Here is a 15,594-nt window from a genome sequence, read left to right as displayed (position 1 = left end):
TCGCTTTCTCAGCCACGAGCTGCTTGTGCTCGTCTTCGGCTTCCTTGCGGTGGGCGGCAAGTTCGCTTCGGAGCCCCTCCTCGATGGCGTCGCGGAGTTCAGGGGCGAGCCGGACGGTGCTCCAGTGGTCCTCGACCATCTTCTCGATCTTGGTGATGAGCAGCGCCTTGCGCGTGCAGCCGGTGGTCTTCTGGTGCCGTCCCAGACAGACGAAGTACGGGTAGATCACGCCGTGGCGGTTCTTGGCGTTGGTGATGATCAGGCGGCTACCACAGTCGCCGCAGAAGACGCTGGACTTGAGGTAGTGCGGGTGGTCGCGCTGTCGCTCACCGACGAGGTTGGCAGCAAGGACATCCTGGACCTTCTGCCAGGTGACCAGGTTGGTGAGCGGCGTGTGGCGGCCGGGGTAGATGACACCCTGATACACGACCTCGCCCCTGTAGTAGGGATTGGTCAGGATGCTGTGCAGGACGTTGGGCCGGATCGGGCGCGACGGCAGCTTGGGGGTCCGCTTCGTGGTGAGGCCCCTGGTTTCCAACTCGTCGGCCAGCGACCGCAACGTCCACGTGCCGCTCGCGAAGGCTTCGAATGCCCAGCTGATCAGCTCGGCGCGCTCGGGGTCCACCTCTACCGTGCGCTCCTCGCGCCCTTCGGGTGTGCGCAGTACGACGTTCAGGTAGCCGAGTGGGGCCTTGCCAGGGGTGCCGCCGGTCTTGGCCTTCTGGCTCATCCCCTTATGCACCTCGGTGGCGAGGTTGCGGGAGTAGAACTCAGCGATGGACGACATGATGCCGTGGAGCAGCATCCCGGAGGGGGTCTCGTCGATGTTTTCCGTCGCGGAGACCAGAGTCGCGCCGGCCTTTTTGATGGCCAGAGTGATCTCGACGTCGTCCACGCGGTTCCTTGCCAGGCGATCCACCTTGTGGACAAACACGTAGTCGACGGTGTTTTCTGCCAGGTAGCGCAACATCCTCTGGAGGTCGGGACGGTCTGCCGACTTTGCCGATTCCCCCGCGTCGATGAACTCGGCGACGATCACGACGCCGAGGCTTTCCGCCTTGCGGTGGTTAGCCTCACGCTGCGCGGGGATGGAGAACCCCTCCGCCTGACCACCTTTCTCGGCCTGTTCTTTCGTCGAGACTCGCAAGTAGGAGATCCCTGCCTTCATGGCATCAGATACGGTCATTGCGCACCTCCCTTTTCTTCGGTTCCGTGTACGCGGCGGACGGATTCACCTGCACCGTTGTTCGCGCTGAGATTTTCGTTCACAAGCTTCCCTCCTTCCTTGTTACGCCGAGGCCGCTGTCAGTTCGCGGGCCAGCGCGACACCAGCGAAGTACTTCGCCAGGGCGTCCCAGTCTGCGTCGCTAAATGCGGCCGTCGCTCGGCGGATCGGGTGATCAATAATGTGTTTCAGTTGGTGGAGCACCGTAAATGCCCGCTCGTCGACTGAGTCGTCTTCGCGCACATGGATGTGCCAGTGGCGATTCGCCCAGTAGGTAATTCCGGCAACAGGTAGGCGGGCAACCGACTCCACAGCGATGCTCGGGATGAGGCTCGTGAGGTGGGTGGAAACTTGGCGTGCAGGGCCAGGGAGAAGCTCCCGGAGCAGCCCCGCCTGGTGGGCAGCGATGCGGCGCATGGCTTCCATGGAGCTGGCTGGTTCACGGCCAAGGTCACGTAGCGCGGCGAGTGCTCCAGGACTGACGGTGGGGGTGGTGTCTCTTGCAGTGTTCATAGTGATCCTCCTCTCCCCATCCAATACTTATTTCTTTGACGGATTCTCTGACTCGTCTTCGAACGGAGCTGGACCGTTAGGGTCGAGGCCGCGTTCGTTGATGAGGCGCTGGATATATTCGTCAACCGAGGCGATCGTGTCTTCTGGCAGGCTGTAGCGCGTACGCAGATAGGTGCTCATGCTGGGTAGGTCGGATGGAGTGACGTATCCAGCCATAGCGAACAGATCGGAAAATGGGACTTCGAGTGCTGCACCTAAGGATCTAAGCGTTTCTGGCTGCGGCGATCTTTTTCCTTGCTCCAGTCGAGTGAGTCCGCCAGCGTCTAGGTGCGCCTTCCTGGCAAGCTCACGAACGCCGAGTTTTCGTTCCTGACGCAAGCGCTGAAGGTATTCCCCAAATTGTAGTGTTGCGTCGCGCTTCATCATCTCGGCGTCTCCTTTATTTATATTCCCATTTTACCTCGCCCGTTGCCCGAAATCAGCAATTGTTGACAATTCCGCAACGTAATTCCCAGATTACTTTCCGGAGTTCCGGGGGAAGCTTGACGCATTTCTCTATCATGCGACCTTTTCTTGAAAGAGCGCTGAGTTCTTGGCCGCCTTTGGCTTTGCCTCGGGATCAGCTCATGGCGGACCGGTTCCTTCTATGGGTGGGTCTGACTGGTCGCCGGTGACGAGCTGCTCGAACTCGTCGACGGTGACAACGCGGAAGAGCTCCGGCTGTACCCCCGTTTCGGCCGACAGGGCGGCCTCCAGGGCGCCACGTCGGGCCATGTCCGGGACTACCCAGGTAACGGCGGGAAACAGGCCGTGTCGGGCCTGGTGGGCGCCTGTGGCCGCGTAGCGCTGGTAGGTCTTGGCCTTGCGGACGACGACCGTGGGATGCTCGGTGGCACGGTCGGCCTCAAGGAACCAGTGGTCCTCGTAGTCGCCGCTGGCAGTGACCGCGTAGAGGTCGGGCTTGAGCCATTCGAGCGTGCCGTGCGGGTTGACGAACGAGCGCCAACACGACGGTTCCGTCTCGACGTTGAGCAGCTCGATAGCTCCTTGGCCGGCGTACTCGTGAAGCTGGACGGCAAGTTCGGCGACGGCCAACGTGTGCGCCGTAAACGCCAGGGACGGCTCGACGTAGCGGCGACGCTTCTTCTCCCCGTGCACCGTGCGCAGCAGCCGCTCACCGGTGGAAGCGAGTTGCCACACGATCCCCGACGATCCGCTGCGCACCCCGCCGATGCGCCGGGTGAGCCGCGCCACCAAGCCGTGCGATTCGAGCCGGACGAGGACACGCATGGTGGCTCCCGATGCCGCTGTGACGGTGGCGTGGCCCTCTGCGAAGTGCAGTCGGCGAATCTGGGCGGTGCCGAGGAGGCGGTGGGCGCGGAGCGATTCCAAGACGGCCAGGTCACGTTCGGAGAGCCGTAGCAGCAGACTGGCGACATCGTTCGGGCTCATAGGGCACCTCCCGTCCGGAGCCGAAGCGGGTGGCAGCCGCCAGGCCCGCCGCCGTGACCCCCAAGCAGGGGGTCAGTCCCATCCCACAAGGCAGTGTGTAGGCCGTGTGAGCTGCGGAAATGGCCAGATGACAGGGTCGCGAACAGACGGGCGAAGACAGGGGCGAAGAGAGGCATCATCGCTGCCTCCGTTTCCGACCAATCTGGTCGACGGCTGTGGGCGAGGCAGTCGCTTCGGGCTCCTGTGGCTCGTCGCTGTCGCCTGTGTTCGTGCCGGTCGTCGGCGTGATCGGATCCGGGGCGTAGTTGGCACGAGCTGTCGCCCGTACGACCTCGGGGTCAGTGGTGACGGGCGGAGGTGGCAACGTCTCCACCAGCGCCCAGCCGGACGGCAGTCCATCGGCGACGAGGTTGGCGTAGGCGTGGAAGCGCGGAAGTGCCTGGAAGTCCTCGGCGGTGAGGGACCGGGTGAGCTTGGCCATGTCCCGCGCGTCCTCGTACTCGGTGGCGAACGAGATCTTGGATCGGGCATTCATGTCTACCGCCGTGCGCAGCGCGGGCGGGAACTGGCCACGGAACTGAGCGGCCAGGAACCAGCCGACCGATAGTGACCGTGATACGGCCAGGGCATCGGCCAGCGAGACAGGCAGGTTGAGAAACCTCGGAGCCTCGTCGATGTAGACGACACCCGGACGCTTCTCGGCGCCCGGCTCGTTAGCGCGTTCCTGGGTGGCTTGCCACAGGTCGGCGATGATGAGGCTGCCGAGTAGTGACGCCGTCCCCGGCCCGATGAGTCCCTCATTCAAGGGGACGAGCACGATCTTGTTCTCGCGGAAGATGTCGCGCAACCGGAACTTGCCGGTGCGCTGGTCGAGCATGTGAATCAAGGCCGGGCGGAGCAGGAACTGCCGCAGCTTGTTCAGCGGTGGCGCGATGGCGGCAGCCTGCGCCTGCGGCGACTGTGCCTCGTACCAGGACCAGAATCCGGCCAGGCCAACGTCACCATGCACTCGTCCGACCTGCTGGCGTCGGAACCTGGGATCGGTGAGCAGCCGTGGCAGATCGACCAGGGTGGCCGGCCGCCTCGGCGTGCTGGCTCGCGCCAAGGTACGGAGGCTGGCCGAGAAGATATCCGCCGAGCGCGGTCCCCAACCGTCAGCAAAGACGGCTTCGAAGACCGCCAGGACGCCGTCGACCACGACGTCGGGGTCGCGGCCGGTAATGTCCAGTGGATTGAACCCCACCGGATTTTCGTCGCTGGCGTTGAGCTCAACCACATCGCCTGCGCGGCGCTCCGGAATGCGCGCGAGGATGTCGTCGATGAGCTGGCGCTTGGGATCGAGCACAGCGACGGGACGTCCGGCTTCGATATCGGCAAGGATCAACCGAAGTGCAACATTTGTCTTTCCGGAACCACTGGGACCGTAGGCCACGGCGTGGTAGGTCTGGTCTTTTGGCCCGATGCCGAGCAGACGGTCATCGCCAGGTACGGCGCTCCTCGCAAAGACGCGCGGTCCGGTGTGGACGCTGGCCCCGGCGCGGAGGAGCCTCGGGTGTGCGGGCGGGAGGCCCGGAAAATCGCCCTCACCCAGAGGGAAGCCGAGCAGCCCGACGACTTCGGACACCCCGAGCGACAGCGGCCAACGCCACGGCGAACGAGCGTCGTTGAGGTGCTTGGGATGCTCGCGCACCAGATCGATGTGCAGCCCGGGGCTCTGAGCAGTAGAGATCGCGCTGAGCAGACTCCCGATGAATCGGCGGCGCCGGCCGGAATCTGGGCTCGACGCACCAAGCCGGATGGTGGTCGCGAACCCCGGCTGTGAGGCACGCTCCTTGAGGCGTGCCCGCGTCTCGGCGCTGGCCGGACGCTCGCCCTGGGTAAGGAGCTGGAGCAGGGTGGTGCTGGGATCGGGAACGCTCGGCGGAACGGCCCGCGGAGCGCGCCGTGGTCCGAACAGCACCTGCACGACGATTTGTTCGCCCTGCCGGAGTGGCGTTGCAATGCTGGAGAGCAACGCCCGGGTGGTGGCCTCGTGATCGTCGCTCCGCAGCGGCAGTCCGAATGGACGGAGATGCAACCGCCCTGCCTCTTCCACGCGTGAACGAGATTCAGTTGTGCCGGTGCCCGGTGTACTCAGCAGGCTGCCTGGGATCAGGTCACCGAGCATCCGGCGGAGCGCTTGGACGTCGGTGGCGTGGCAACCGAGCAGGTGTCGGATGCCGCCAGGGTCGGCCCGGACTTCGAGGACGACGCGTGGTGCATCGCGGTCGGAGGCCAGACGGGTCAGGAATCCGGCGACGGCTGCGGGGGCCAGAGGGCGGGGCAAGTGAAGGCCGGAGAACACCAGCTCGGTGTGGCTACGCATCCAGCTCACCCCTGCCTCACCTCCGTGTCGGCAGCGGTGGCCTCCGCTTCAGGCTGACGAGCGGCCTGTTGGGCCCGAGCCTCGCGTTCGGCCTCCGCCATTGCCATCGCCAAGCCGAGCAGCGCCTTCGAGAGCTTGCGGATATCTGGTGGGTCGCGGCGAATTCCACGGACTGTAAAGCGGCGTTCCTCGCGCCCTCTGCGTTCCTTGTTGTTCCCCCTTCGTTTTGAAGTCATAAGGTCACCTCCTTTCCTTCCGGGTGTTGACTGAAATCAACACCCCGCATATCCAGTTATCGCTGATCTTGGTCAACGCGTCAATGGAGTTTGTCGATTCCACAACGCGCGACCTCTCTACGGTGGTTGTTACCACCTCGAACGTCTCCACCGCACGACGGCGATTGCGATCCACGCGCATGCACCCACCGCGAACCCGGCAACAATCCAGGTCAGCACGGGGCGCAGGAACGCGACGGCAAGATTGATGGCGATGGCTGCGCCGAGACACAGCAGGCTGGCGCGCAGGAACCACACGAACGGATTTCCCATTGGAGATTCGCCTTTCTTCTCGCCGCTCATATAGCCCGCTCGTCGCGGCGACGGTCGCTGGGCACCGGGTAGCCCGGGAGCGACACGTCGGCGTCGATCTGGTTGCCCCACACGAACCACGGCGAGTTGCTCGGCGGCCGACGCCTGGCGAACAGCTCCAAGTACGGGCCGGGCGACAGGCGCTCGATGAGCGGGTACTGCTCCTCGGGCTTGTGCGAGTGGTCTTGCACCGGAGCGGTGATCCACGTCGGCTGTGCACGGAACTGGACTGGCGCCTTGCCACGAGTGGCGAAGAGCAGGTGCTCGGTCGCATTGCGCAGGTAGACACCAAGCCCGAGCCGGAACTTGATCCACGTGAGCGGCGACCGGACGGTGAAACCCCAGGCTTCGGCAACGTCATAGCCCTCTCTCAAGGTGGCGTTTGTGACCCACAGCCAAAGATGGGCGTCGTCCTCGGCCAGCTCGCCAACAGGCATGGCCTTGATGCGCTCCAGGCTCAAGAGCGGGTAGTGGCGCTCTGCGCCTCGTCCGCCCCGTTGCTGGATGTCCCATGGAGGGTCCGCCAGGATGGTGCGGAACCTACGCGGTACGTTTGCCCCGGTGGATTCGTTGATGGTGTTCGTCATGTCGTTTTCTCCTTTCCGTCTCCGGCGATCTTGAATGTGACTTGCCGGAATCTGCTTCTAGTTATGAAGCTGGACTGCGAGTTGGGAAATCGTCGGATCGGTCGAATGCTCGCCCGAAGATTCGGCCTGCTGAACGGACATTCCTCGGTTCCTGGCAGACGCACGGGTAACGAGAAATGTGTTGTGGAATCGGCGACGGCCCCAGCCGGAGAGCACGTCACATCGGCGCGTGGACGTGACTGCCGGGGCGTCGGGCGACCAGACTTGAGAACAAGGCCCGCGCAACCGCGCCGGGCGGATCGTCTCGGTCGATATGTGTCACGGTGATGTGCTCGTCGAGCGCTCGTGAGCCCAGGCGGCTGCCGAGGACAACGGCGTGGACGTCGCCGGGGAATCCCGCCAACTCAGAAAGCACGCTGGACGGTTCGGGGTCCAGCAACCAGAAGTCCGAGAGCAAAACGAGCGTTGCCGCGTGGTCCGGGTGGGCATCGGCAATCTCGATCGCTCGGCGGAGGCTGGGGCCCAGCTCGCTCGTACCGGCACCGTCCGGCGGGACGTGGAGGCCGGAGTGCAACCTCGTGATTCCGCGCCTGGTGATCGGGGTGGGGCGGACGTCGCCGCGCGACGGACTGTCGAAGTGCAGCACAGCCCCCAGCTCGTGGCGCGCACCACGGCGAGCGACGACCGAGAAGGCGTGGGCTACTTCGGCAAACCGGTTCGAGAGGGGGTCGGTTCCGGCTGGGCTGGTGACCGAGCCGGAGTTGTCGAAGTTGGCGATGAGCAGCGTCGGCACGGTGGCCGGGCGGCCAGCACTGCCGAGCATGTAGTCCGTACGGGCTCGCCTGGCCGGCGTACCCGGCGTCGGGCATCCAAGTAGGCGACTGCCGAGGAGCGTGCTCGGACGCAGCGAGCCGACGCGATTCACGCGGCACCACCTCGACGTGTACGCCTGCCGATAACTCCGCCCTGCTCACCGGCCGGAAAGCCGTGTCCGAGCACCTGCGGATTACGGCGCTGCACCCTCCAGGACAGTGACTCCACCCGCTTGCCGGCGGCCTGTCCGCGCAGCTGGTACTCGTCCCGGATGGAACGCGCTGCCTCCTCGGCCTGCGCCTTGTCCCTGAACGCCGATGACTTGACCAGCTTGAGGTATCGCTGTTCGGCCTTCTGAGCGCGCTTGGCCATTGCCGCAAGCAGGTCTGCCACCTCGTCGGCGGCCGAGTAGCCGAGCAACCCCGACCCGATCGCCGTCGCCGCAGCCAGCAACCCGAACGTCAGCCCCGAGGCACTGCCCTCAATGCTGGCCCGCAGATTGAAGATGCCGACGGCGAGCAGCGCTACGACGACGAGGGAGAAGAAGCTGATGAGCGTCACGATGCTGCCGCCGTTGTCGGTGTCCGCGAACAGTCGCGCATACCGCGCCTCGTCCTCGGTCAGCGACTCGGGATCGCGCTGTCGGGCCTTGGCCATACGGATGTACTTCAGCTCGGCCCCGACCAGTCCGGCGCAGGCGGCGGCCAGGCCGGAGGCGAGTGACTGCCCGAACGCGATTGAGGGAACGTCGCCGTTGGTGACCGCCGCCGACCAGACGCCTGCGGTGTCACCGAACCAAAGCACCGGCCAGCAGATCCAGTAACGCAGCTTCGCTCCGGGCTCCCGCCGTGTATGTGGGGTCAGGACCCACGCCGCGTGCTGGTAGTCGGCCCGTGCTTGGCGAACCTCGTGCTCCTGCTCCGACAGCAGGAACTCCGTCCCCGCGGCCACGCGGTCCAGGCTGTGTGCCCGTTCCTGGAACGGCCGGGCCGCGCGCTCGCCCTCGGCCGGCCAGATCAGTTCCTGCTCGTCGGCCAGTGCGTGATACTCCTGCTCGGCATAGGTCACGCCGACACCGGACGGGCGGGCGTGACCGCCGACCTCGTCCAACCGGGGCAGCGAAACCGCGTCGGCTTCCTGCGTCCATGCGTCCAGGGGTGCGGTCGTTTGACGGAGAAGCTTCACGGCAGTCACCGGCCCTCGGAGGTGTAGTCGGTGACGGAGACACACTTCGCCGCGCCGGTCTTCTTGCACAGGGCGTCATAGAAGTTGACCAAGCCCTCGACGATGTCTGAACGAGGCGGCGAACCGGCTACGCGACCGAGACCAGCGACGGTCACCGAAGCGCCAGGGAGCTTCGGCACGTCCGTCTTGTTCGCCAACTCCGCAGCTTCCTTCTTGCTGGTGGCCCGCTTGCTGAGATCCATGCCGACGTTCTGAAAGCCGTCCGTCAGGACGAGCAAGTGCAGGCGGAAGTTACCGCCCACCTGGTTGATCCACTCACCAGCCAGCCGGTACTGCGCCGTGATGTCGCTGCCCTTGCCCTGGAGGCCGGCGACCGCAGGCCCGTATGCGTCCCGAATCTCGGTCATGGCGTCGTCGACTACCGGCGCGACGCGCTTGAGGCGAGCGTTGTCGGTGGCGCCGTGCAGCGGGAGCAGCCCGTCGAACAGCGTCGCCGTGGCGGCGCTCGATCCGGCGAAGACGCTCACCCGCACGCGTCCAGAACAGATCGCGGTGGTGCGGACGATCTGCTCGATGGCGGCCATCCGCTCCTCGGTGATGGTCTTCGAGTTACTCGACCCCGTGCCGTCGAGCTGTATGTCCGACGCGGGCGGCGCGGCCGCATCGCACGAGGCGAGGATCCGCTTGTCCCGGGCGAGTTTGCCGTGCGGGGACGAGCCGACGGAGCAGGCCGTCATGGTCGCGACTGCCAGCGCTACGGCTGCGGTGAGCCGGAAGCAACGAGGCGACGGAATCGGGGCGACGCGGGGGCTGTCGGTCGTGGTGCGAGTGGTGAGACGCATAGCGAGACCTCCTTCTGGTGATGCCGTTCGTGTCTGGGGGCGTTCCGGGGGTGGGGCTCCAGAAGCCAGAGCCCCACCCCCGGAAGCGTTTTAACTACGCCTTGTTCGCGCCGCGAAAGCGCTCCGGCTTGTGCCGCCGCTGCTGTTCGCGACGGATGCGACGACGTTCCTTGCCGTCGCCGGCGACCTGGACCGAGGAGATGTCCGTGTCCTTACGACCGAGGCTCCTTGCGAACCTGGTCAGTTCCTCCTCCTGCTGTGCGATCTGGGTGCGCTCGGCGTCGTTGATTTGGGCGATGTAGCGGTTTCGAGGCATGGAAAAGCTCCTTTGCGGTTGATGTGGTGTGAGGAATGGCGAACTGAGTTGCTAGGGACCCAAAAATGTCTGGAGAGGGCGGCGAGGGACCTAATGGCGGTCCCCACGCCGTTCTCTGCGCGCGACTACTCTTTGTCGTTCTTGTCGAGGCCCAAGACCGACCGCGCATCACGCACAAACTGATGAATTCGGCCTACGAAATAGGCAGTCAAAACGAGACCGATAACCACCAGAGTCGACACAGACGTCTCCTCTCTTGAGTTCTCAAGGGGGTGTGACCCAACTGCCGCCAGGAAGCGGTTTTCGGTGGGCACATCTCTACGAGACCAGGCGATGAGAGCTCGTGGGGGAAATGACCCAACAGTGACCCAGGGATGACCCGCTGAGTGCAGAAAACCGCAGGTCATTGCCTCACGGGTCAGCCCTAGGTCACTCTCGGGTCAAGCATCGGGACATGGAAAAGCCCGCTCCACGGTGGAGCGGGCGAGTGGGGTCGGCCAGCCGAAAGTGCTTCAGAATCCAGAAGGCGGGTCTCCGTCTTTCCTGCCATGCAGCTCATAGAAGGTCTGCATGGCGAAGAAATCCGGATCGAGCACAGGGTGATGCATGCCCTTCTTTCCGAAGATGCTGTTGACCCGACGCGGAATGATCTCCGACGACTCTTCGGGGTCAGGGTTTTCCTTGACATAGTCCAGGAAGGTTGCTTCGGTGAGCCATTCGTCGATGATTACGGCAAGCGCTATCATGAACGTCTGAAAGTCTCCGCAACAGACTCGCACACCACGACCGCAGCGCACCCAGGCTTCCACATAGTCAGCCAGGCACGCCGGGTCACCGAATCTGATCTCCTCTGTCGAGGTTGTCGCGGTGAAATCTCCGAAATCGTAATTTACACGTCTCGCAATAGATGCAGCGGACATGTCAGCCTCCTTTTATATTGAAGGCCGACCCCGCATATATTTATAACATAAATTAAATATATTTGCAATAGCAAACTTCTTTTAGCGTGACTCATGGTCGACGAAACAAACAGTGGGATCGATCTTCGCGTCCCGTGGCGCAACAGGAAGGTCGTGATCTTCGTAGTCGGCGACCGCTCCCCTGTACCCCGCCCAACAGATCTCGCGAAGGTGATTCTGCTCGTGAAGCCTCCCGAACCCCGACCCAACTCCCCTATGCTGACGATCCACTTCGCAGAGAGGGCGTATCAGTTGGACACGGGCAGGACGGACGAGACACCGCCGGTCGAGCGAACCGCGCTGGACGACTTAAAACGTCTCGCAGACGTTGGCGTAACTGATGCGTCACTCGAAGGCTGCTTAGGTCTTGAGCAGGTACTACTCACGGGAGTGGCAGTAGATGGCGCACTCGCCGAGGGCGGCCGCATCACCGTACTCGACACCGTCCTGCGTCGCGTTTCCGTTGATGCGATGCGGCAGTCGCTTGCAAGAAGGAATGAAAAACCCCTGGTAGATCAGCTTGGGGAGTCAACTTTCCAAGTCGCAGCGGCAGCTGAGCTGCTGGGGATAAGCGACGAAGCTGCCTTTAGCCTCAAACGTCAATCATGGAGACCAAACGATGCCGAATGGAGAATAGAGGAAAAGAAGGAAGAAAACCGTGGATCGCGAGGACAGCGCCAGCTTCGCGCGGGAGTCTGGGTAGAGAAAAGTTCCTCGACTATCAAGAGGCGGAAAGGCGAGCTGCTTGCAGCGTTTGAGTCACGCTTCAAGGTATACGTCGCGAGCCATCAAGATGAGCTTCGCGAGCTCATGAACAGCCACCTGGCTGCGACGATCCCTCCACAATCGGCGCAGCAACCTGGTTCACCGAACCCAGCGCCTCCCTCTCCGCCGGCCGCCAAGCGGAAGAAGCAACGGATTCTGCTGTCTCTGAGTACAGCGTTCGTCGTTACCGTGGGCGCCGCTCTAGGCCTGTGGTGGAAATGGTCGGCAGGAGAAGGAGAAGCAGAAGCAGCCCCGCTCAACGTCAATACGACGTGGCCTACTTTCCGCGGCTGTGACGGAGCCACTATGGTTGCCATGCAACCGGGTGGCTCCAGTATCCAGTCTTTCCCCTTGACGACAAAAGAGGACTCCCGAATTAAGATTGCCGCTGCGTCAGGTGGTGGGTCCTGGCAGTCGGGGCAGTTGGTTATCGACCTCTCGGGAAATACAGATGAGCCCGTAGAGATTAGAAACATCCACCACAAGAAACTGCGGGAGCTGCCTGCACCCAAGTGGGTTTACGAGCCCCGCGGCGGATGTGGCGATATGTACCACAGGGAGTTCGTACTTGATCTGGACGGGGGTAGGCTATTCGATAAGGGAGTCGTAGGCGAAGCGAGCATGCTGGTGGACGGCGAGGCACCCCCGCCGACTGAACTAATTGGGCCTGCATTCACCGTCAGTCGTAGTGACCCAGCGCAGGTTACCGTAAACACCTTGAGCTGCAAGGGAAACTACGAGTGGATGCTTTTCATTGATTACGTCCAGGGCAGCACGAAGGGGACCGTAACGCGTGGCCCGTATCGCTCGATGGGTGTCGCGAAGGACACGGAGCATTACTTCACCGAGGATTGGAAGCGCTACGAGAGCGAGGGGAAGTTTTCAGGGTCTGATCCAAAACGATGCGAGCAGATCCTGGCACTTCCTTGAAACGGCTTGGCCTTTCTAGACTAACGAGGGGTTCGTAGTGGCATCGACGAGGAAAACGAGGCTACTGCTTGCTGCGGGCATGTGGATTATCCTCGTAGGCACATCTGCTTGCAGCGCGGAGCCTTCGTCCGAGAAGTCACCATCTTCAACGGAGGTAGTGACGATTGCGCCGCTGGACGAGTCCGGAGAGCCTCGGTCTGACTACGAAATCATCCATGAGATGAGAGAGGTAGATTGTCACTCTCCATCTCCCTCCGCAGTGGATCCCGATATTGTCTGGTGCGGCACTACCGCAGATTCAGCGAACGTATGCTGGGTGAAGCCGGATCGGACTTCACTCCTCTGCGGTGTGTCGCCATGGGACAAGCAACTCCGAGAGCTCTACACGACTGAAAAAGTCCAGAAAATGAAGACGGAAGCCGACCCATTGCCCTGGGCAATGGAACTCAGCGGCGGCGAAAAATGTCAGGCACGAATCGGCGGCGCCGGCGATGCACTGCCTTTCGAGCTGCTTCCCGCCTACTACTGCAAGGAATCGGGTCGCACTATCGTGAGAGGGCCTGATGTAAAGCTGCTTGATAAGTCATCGGAAAAGTGGACCGTACAAGCCGTAGACGGGTCGAAGGCTGGGAAGGATGGAGAGAGCTACCAACTTCCGCCTCGGGTATCAGTTGCCAAGGTTTACTTTGCGGGTCAATCTTCTTGATGGGGTGTGCAAGCCAGAGTTCGGCCGGTATATGAAAAGTGGCGGGAGCGCCACCCAGACAGCGACATCAGTCGCGTCCAGGTGGGCTCCCGCCTTGTGCCTCCCCTGAGCTCACGCTCGAAGGTGAAGCGGTGCGCTACTCGTCCGAGCTCTTGCCTCGGCGAGTAGCCGGACGGCCGGCGGGGGCTGACTCTTCAGTCTTCTCCTCCGCGGTGTCCTCGGCACCGAAGATTGCCGAAATAGCGTTACGGCGTGTCTGCGCCTCACGCTCGATGTCGGCACGGATTGCCGCTGCCTTCTGAAGGATGGCCGGGTCAGACTTGGTCTTCTCGACCCAGTGCTCCAGGGCGACCCGAATCTCCTCGGTGGTGCTGCGACCGGTGATCTGGGCGACGACGTCCAGCTGTGCTCGCAGGTCTTCGGTAATCCGAACTGCCAGCGTGCGGAGCTGGCCGGTTCCTGTTGGCTGCTCGCTCATAGCGAGCCACCTCCTCGGTGAATTGCGGCCGACGAACCCAGTTGGTTCATCTCGTGAAGCCGCAGGACACCGACGAGGGATTTCCGTGTTGATTTCAGTCCACACTTCTATTTATGAACCAAGTGTTGCGCAAAGTCAACACTTATTCGGTGGCGTTGTGAATTCCACTGCTCTGCAAGACGACCGGAGTGTGGCATTAATAGACTAAGTGACGGCGCCCGCGCCGCATCTAAGCTCCGCCTCCCGCTGCCTTCTCCCAGTGGTTGATGGCGGAAACCCCCACCCTGGCAAATCCATGTCCAGGGTGGGGGCCTTCTTTTTTATATCGATAATGCTTGTAATTACTTAACTAATGCTTCATAATCCACCATCGACGAGAGCGGATATGAAATCCATTTATATTCCGTAATGCCACGTTGCCCTGGTCAGATACCGGGACGGCTTGCTGGCGTGAATCTCGCACATTCACATCCCTGCACTACTGGAGAAGACCCAATGCGCCGTACGCGCTTCATCCGCAAGGTCGCCATGGTGACGGCCTCTGCGGTAATGACCGCAGCCGCCTTGATGGCGGCACCGACCATGGCATCCGCCGACGACAGTGACACCGTCACCTCGTCGGAGGTTGCCGCCGCACTCAGCACCACCGAAGCCGGAAACGGCAACCTCGTTGCCGAGCCGGTCAAGTCCCTCGCGGACACCGACTCGGCGGCCGTCGTCACCAAGAACGGCTCGATCACCGATGTCCCCAAGGACCCGGAGGACGGCGTGTCCCTCGGAATCGAGGGTGCGTCACCGATCACGATCGGGCTTCCGAACGCCGACGAGGCCGGGAACGCCAAGCGGCTGCCTGACGGCACCGTCGTGTACCCCGGTACCGACGGCTCCGCGCAGGCGGTCATTCCGACCGCCACCGGCGCGCAGATGCTGACGACCATCGCCAATGCCGACGCCCCGACGCGATTCACGTACAACGTGGACGTGCCGGACGGCGGCAAGGTGGTGCTCACCGAGGACGGCGGAGCTGTCGTTCTCGGCAGCGATGACGTTCCGGCCCTGGTCATCCCGACCGCGTGGGCCAAGGACGCCAACGGTGCTGCCGTTCCGACTCACTTCGAGACGGACGGCAGCAGCTTGACCCAGGTGGTCGACCACACCACCGGGAACTACGCGTACCCGGTGGCGGCGGACCCCAACTTCTGGGCGTATGTCGGCTGTATCGCTGGCACGGGCATTCCGATCGGAGCCGCAATTGCCATGGCGATGGTCCCGCAGACATGGCCCATTTTGATCGCGACAGCAGCGCGCCTTGGTGCGGCGCCCGCCACTGCGACGAACTGGGCCGCGAGGGTCATCGGCTGGTGTGGGGCTGCCCTCCGCAGGTAGGAGGGTAACAAGGTGGTGGTGCGCCCGTGCGGCGCACCACCACCCGCACAACTTCAATAGCTAAAAGGGAACGATATGCCTCAAGAACTTATACTCAACATACTCATAGCCATCAACTTCAGTGCGGTCGCCTTCACTCTTCGTTACAAACTCAGAAGCAAGGGTGCTCGCAGCATTGTTACCGCCCTGTTCGCTATCTCTTCGGCTACCTATTTAATTCTTGCAATATCCAGCGCAATGAGCGGAAATGTCATCGGTGTAATAATTCTGACTCTAGCTTCCGCGTTCTTTGCTCTAGAGGCTTATGCCGCAAACAACTGGAGACTTGGTGAGGTGTATCCACAGCCGAAAGACTGGTTCAAGCATGGAAAATAGTGCAGAGGAAATCGTTGGGTCGCTCTTCGTCATATTTCTCATGGCAACGATGCTTCTTTCGGTCTTCTTTGGCCCGATAGTCGATTGGTACTATCGCCGCAAGAGGGAAA

Annotated in this window: 15 protein-coding genes and 1 pseudogene; 4 read left to right on the top strand and 12 right to left on the bottom strand. The window is 62.6% G+C overall.

Going from position 1 to position 15,594, the window contains the following annotated elements; translation table 11 throughout:
- Window positions 1-181: 181 nt before the first annotated feature.
- The 11 genes and pseudogenes from LUX31_RS37980 to LUX31_RS26960 all read right to left on the bottom strand — a co-directional run.
- A pseudogene (locus LUX31_RS37980) lies at window positions 182-1,168 on the bottom strand (recombinase family protein); the annotation flags it as partial.
- A gap of 597 nt (window positions 1,169-1,765) precedes the next feature.
- Window positions 1,766-2,164 carry a helix-turn-helix domain-containing protein gene (locus tag LUX31_RS27005; RefSeq protein ID WP_235477869.1) on the bottom strand — a complete coding sequence of 133 codons (399 nt, stop codon included), beginning with the start codon at window positions 2,162-2,164 and terminating at the stop codon, window positions 1,766-1,768.
- A gap of 198 nt (window positions 2,165-2,362) precedes the next feature.
- On the bottom strand, window positions 2,363-3,190 hold the full coding sequence (locus LUX31_RS27000) for a replication-relaxation family protein (protein ID WP_235477867.1): 828 nt from the start codon (window positions 3,188-3,190) through the stop codon (window positions 2,363-2,365).
- A 175-nt stretch (window positions 3,191-3,365) separates the two neighbouring features.
- The gene (locus tag LUX31_RS26995) at window positions 3,366-5,555 is read right to left on the bottom strand and encodes a type IV secretory system conjugative DNA transfer family protein (protein WP_235480067.1); all 2,190 of its coding nucleotides are present in this window, start codon (window positions 5,553-5,555) and stop codon (window positions 3,366-3,368) included.
- A 365-nt stretch (window positions 5,556-5,920) separates the two neighbouring features.
- Entirely contained in the window at window positions 5,921-6,133 is a 213-nt protein-coding gene (locus tag LUX31_RS26990) for a hypothetical protein (RefSeq protein WP_235477866.1), read from the bottom strand.
- Window positions 6,130-6,729 carry an MT-A70 family methyltransferase gene (locus LUX31_RS26985; RefSeq protein WP_235477864.1) on the bottom strand — a complete coding sequence of 200 codons (600 nt, stop codon included), beginning with the start codon at window positions 6,727-6,729 and terminating at the stop codon, window positions 6,130-6,132. Before LUX31_RS26985 ends, LUX31_RS26990 begins: the two co-directional genes overlap by 4 nt.
- A gap of 217 nt (window positions 6,730-6,946) precedes the next feature.
- Complete coding sequence (locus LUX31_RS26980; protein ID WP_235477862.1) at window positions 6,947-7,654, bottom strand: hypothetical protein; 708 nt, start codon at window positions 7,652-7,654, stop codon at window positions 6,947-6,949.
- A complete protein-coding gene (locus tag LUX31_RS26975; RefSeq protein WP_235477861.1) occupies window positions 7,651-8,727 on the bottom strand; it encodes a hypothetical protein in 1,077 nt (358 codons plus the stop codon). The genes LUX31_RS26980 and LUX31_RS26975 overlap by 4 nt, the downstream gene beginning before the upstream one ends.
- Before the next feature lie 5 nt (window positions 8,728-8,732).
- Window positions 8,733-9,569: a hypothetical protein gene (locus tag LUX31_RS26970; protein WP_235477860.1), complete on the bottom strand. Its 837-nt coding sequence runs from the start codon at window positions 9,567-9,569 to the stop codon at window positions 8,733-8,735.
- 94 nt (window positions 9,570-9,663) lie between these two features.
- Window positions 9,664-9,885: a hypothetical protein gene (locus LUX31_RS26965; protein ID WP_235477858.1), complete on the bottom strand. Its 222-nt coding sequence runs from the start codon at window positions 9,883-9,885 to the stop codon at window positions 9,664-9,666.
- Between the two features lie 512 nt (window positions 9,886-10,397).
- The gene (locus tag LUX31_RS26960) at window positions 10,398-10,805 is read right to left on the bottom strand and encodes a hypothetical protein (protein ID WP_235477857.1); all 408 of its coding nucleotides are present in this window, start codon (window positions 10,803-10,805) and stop codon (window positions 10,398-10,400) included.
- A 93-nt stretch (window positions 10,806-10,898) separates the two neighbouring features.
- Between LUX31_RS26960 and LUX31_RS26955 the strand changes: the two genes are divergently transcribed.
- Both LUX31_RS26955 and LUX31_RS26950 read left to right on the top strand, forming a co-directional pair.
- Window positions 10,899-12,539 (top strand): hypothetical protein, encoded by a 1,641-nt coding sequence (locus LUX31_RS26955; RefSeq protein WP_235477856.1) that lies wholly within the window; start codon window positions 10,899-10,901, stop codon window positions 12,537-12,539.
- Window positions 12,540-12,945: 406 nt separating this feature from the next.
- On the top strand, window positions 12,946-13,245 hold the full coding sequence (locus LUX31_RS26950; protein WP_235477855.1) for a hypothetical protein: 300 nt from the start codon (window positions 12,946-12,948) through the stop codon (window positions 13,243-13,245).
- Between the two features lie 136 nt (window positions 13,246-13,381).
- On the opposite strand, the gene LUX31_RS26945 is transcribed toward LUX31_RS26950, so the two are convergent.
- Window positions 13,382-13,723 carry a ribbon-helix-helix domain-containing protein gene (locus LUX31_RS26945; protein ID WP_235477854.1) on the bottom strand — a complete coding sequence of 114 codons (342 nt, stop codon included), beginning with the start codon at window positions 13,721-13,723 and terminating at the stop codon, window positions 13,382-13,384.
- Between the two features lie 495 nt (window positions 13,724-14,218).
- Here LUX31_RS26945 and LUX31_RS26940 point away from each other — a divergent pair, with 495 nt between their 5' ends.
- Together LUX31_RS26940 and LUX31_RS26935 are read left to right on the top strand one after the other, a co-directional pair.
- Complete coding sequence (locus LUX31_RS26940) at window positions 14,219-15,109, top strand: hypothetical protein (protein WP_235477853.1); 891 nt, start codon at window positions 14,219-14,221, stop codon at window positions 15,107-15,109.
- 75 nt (window positions 15,110-15,184) lie between these two features.
- Entirely contained in the window at window positions 15,185-15,484 is a 300-nt protein-coding gene (locus LUX31_RS26935) for a hypothetical protein (RefSeq protein ID WP_235477852.1), read from the top strand.
- Window positions 15,485-15,594 lie beyond the last annotated feature (110 nt).

Origin of the sequence: Streptomyces sp. GQFP, assembly GCF_021545335.1 — a bacterium.
Taxonomy (GTDB): Bacteria; Actinomycetota; Actinomycetes; order Streptomycetales; family Streptomycetaceae; genus Streptomyces.
This window is presented reverse-complemented; position numbering and strand designations above follow the sequence as displayed.

Coding starts and splice junctions, on each gene's coding strand:
- LUX31_RS27005 (WP_235477869.1), bottom strand. CDS start 2,164: ATGATGAAGCGCGACGCAACACTACAATTTGGGGAATACCTTCAGCGC.
- LUX31_RS26945 (WP_235477854.1), bottom strand. CDS start 13,723: ATGAGCGAGCAGCCAACAGGAACCGGCCAGCTCCGCACGCTGGCAGTT.
- LUX31_RS26940 (WP_235477853.1), top strand. CDS start 14,219: ATGCGCCGTACGCGCTTCATCCGCAAGGTCGCCATGGTGACGGCCTCT.
- LUX31_RS26955 (WP_235477856.1), top strand. CDS start 10,899: ATGGTCGACGAAACAAACAGTGGGATCGATCTTCGCGTCCCGTGGCGC.
- LUX31_RS26950 (WP_235477855.1), top strand. CDS start 12,946: ATGAAGACGGAAGCCGACCCATTGCCCTGGGCAATGGAACTCAGCGGC.
- LUX31_RS26965 (WP_235477858.1), bottom strand. CDS start 9,885: ATGCCTCGAAACCGCTACATCGCCCAAATCAACGACGCCGAGCGCACC.
- LUX31_RS26970 (WP_235477860.1), bottom strand. CDS start 9,569: ATGCGTCTCACCACTCGCACCACGACCGACAGCCCCCGCGTCGCCCCG.
- LUX31_RS26995 (WP_235480067.1), bottom strand. CDS start 5,555: ATGCGTAGCCACACCGAGCTGGTGTTCTCCGGCCTTCACTTGCCCCGC.
- LUX31_RS26935 (WP_235477852.1), top strand. CDS start 15,185: ATGCCTCAAGAACTTATACTCAACATACTCATAGCCATCAACTTCAGT.
- LUX31_RS26990 (WP_235477866.1), bottom strand. CDS start 6,133: ATGAGCGGCGAGAAGAAAGGCGAATCTCCAATGGGAAATCCGTTCGTG.
- LUX31_RS26960 (WP_235477857.1), bottom strand. CDS start 10,805: ATGTCCGCTGCATCTATTGCGAGACGTGTAAATTACGATTTCGGAGAT.
- LUX31_RS27000 (WP_235477867.1), bottom strand. CDS start 3,190: ATGAGCCCGAACGATGTCGCCAGTCTGCTGCTACGGCTCTCCGAACGT.
- LUX31_RS26985 (WP_235477864.1), bottom strand. CDS start 6,729: ATGACGAACACCATCAACGAATCCACCGGGGCAAACGTACCGCGTAGG.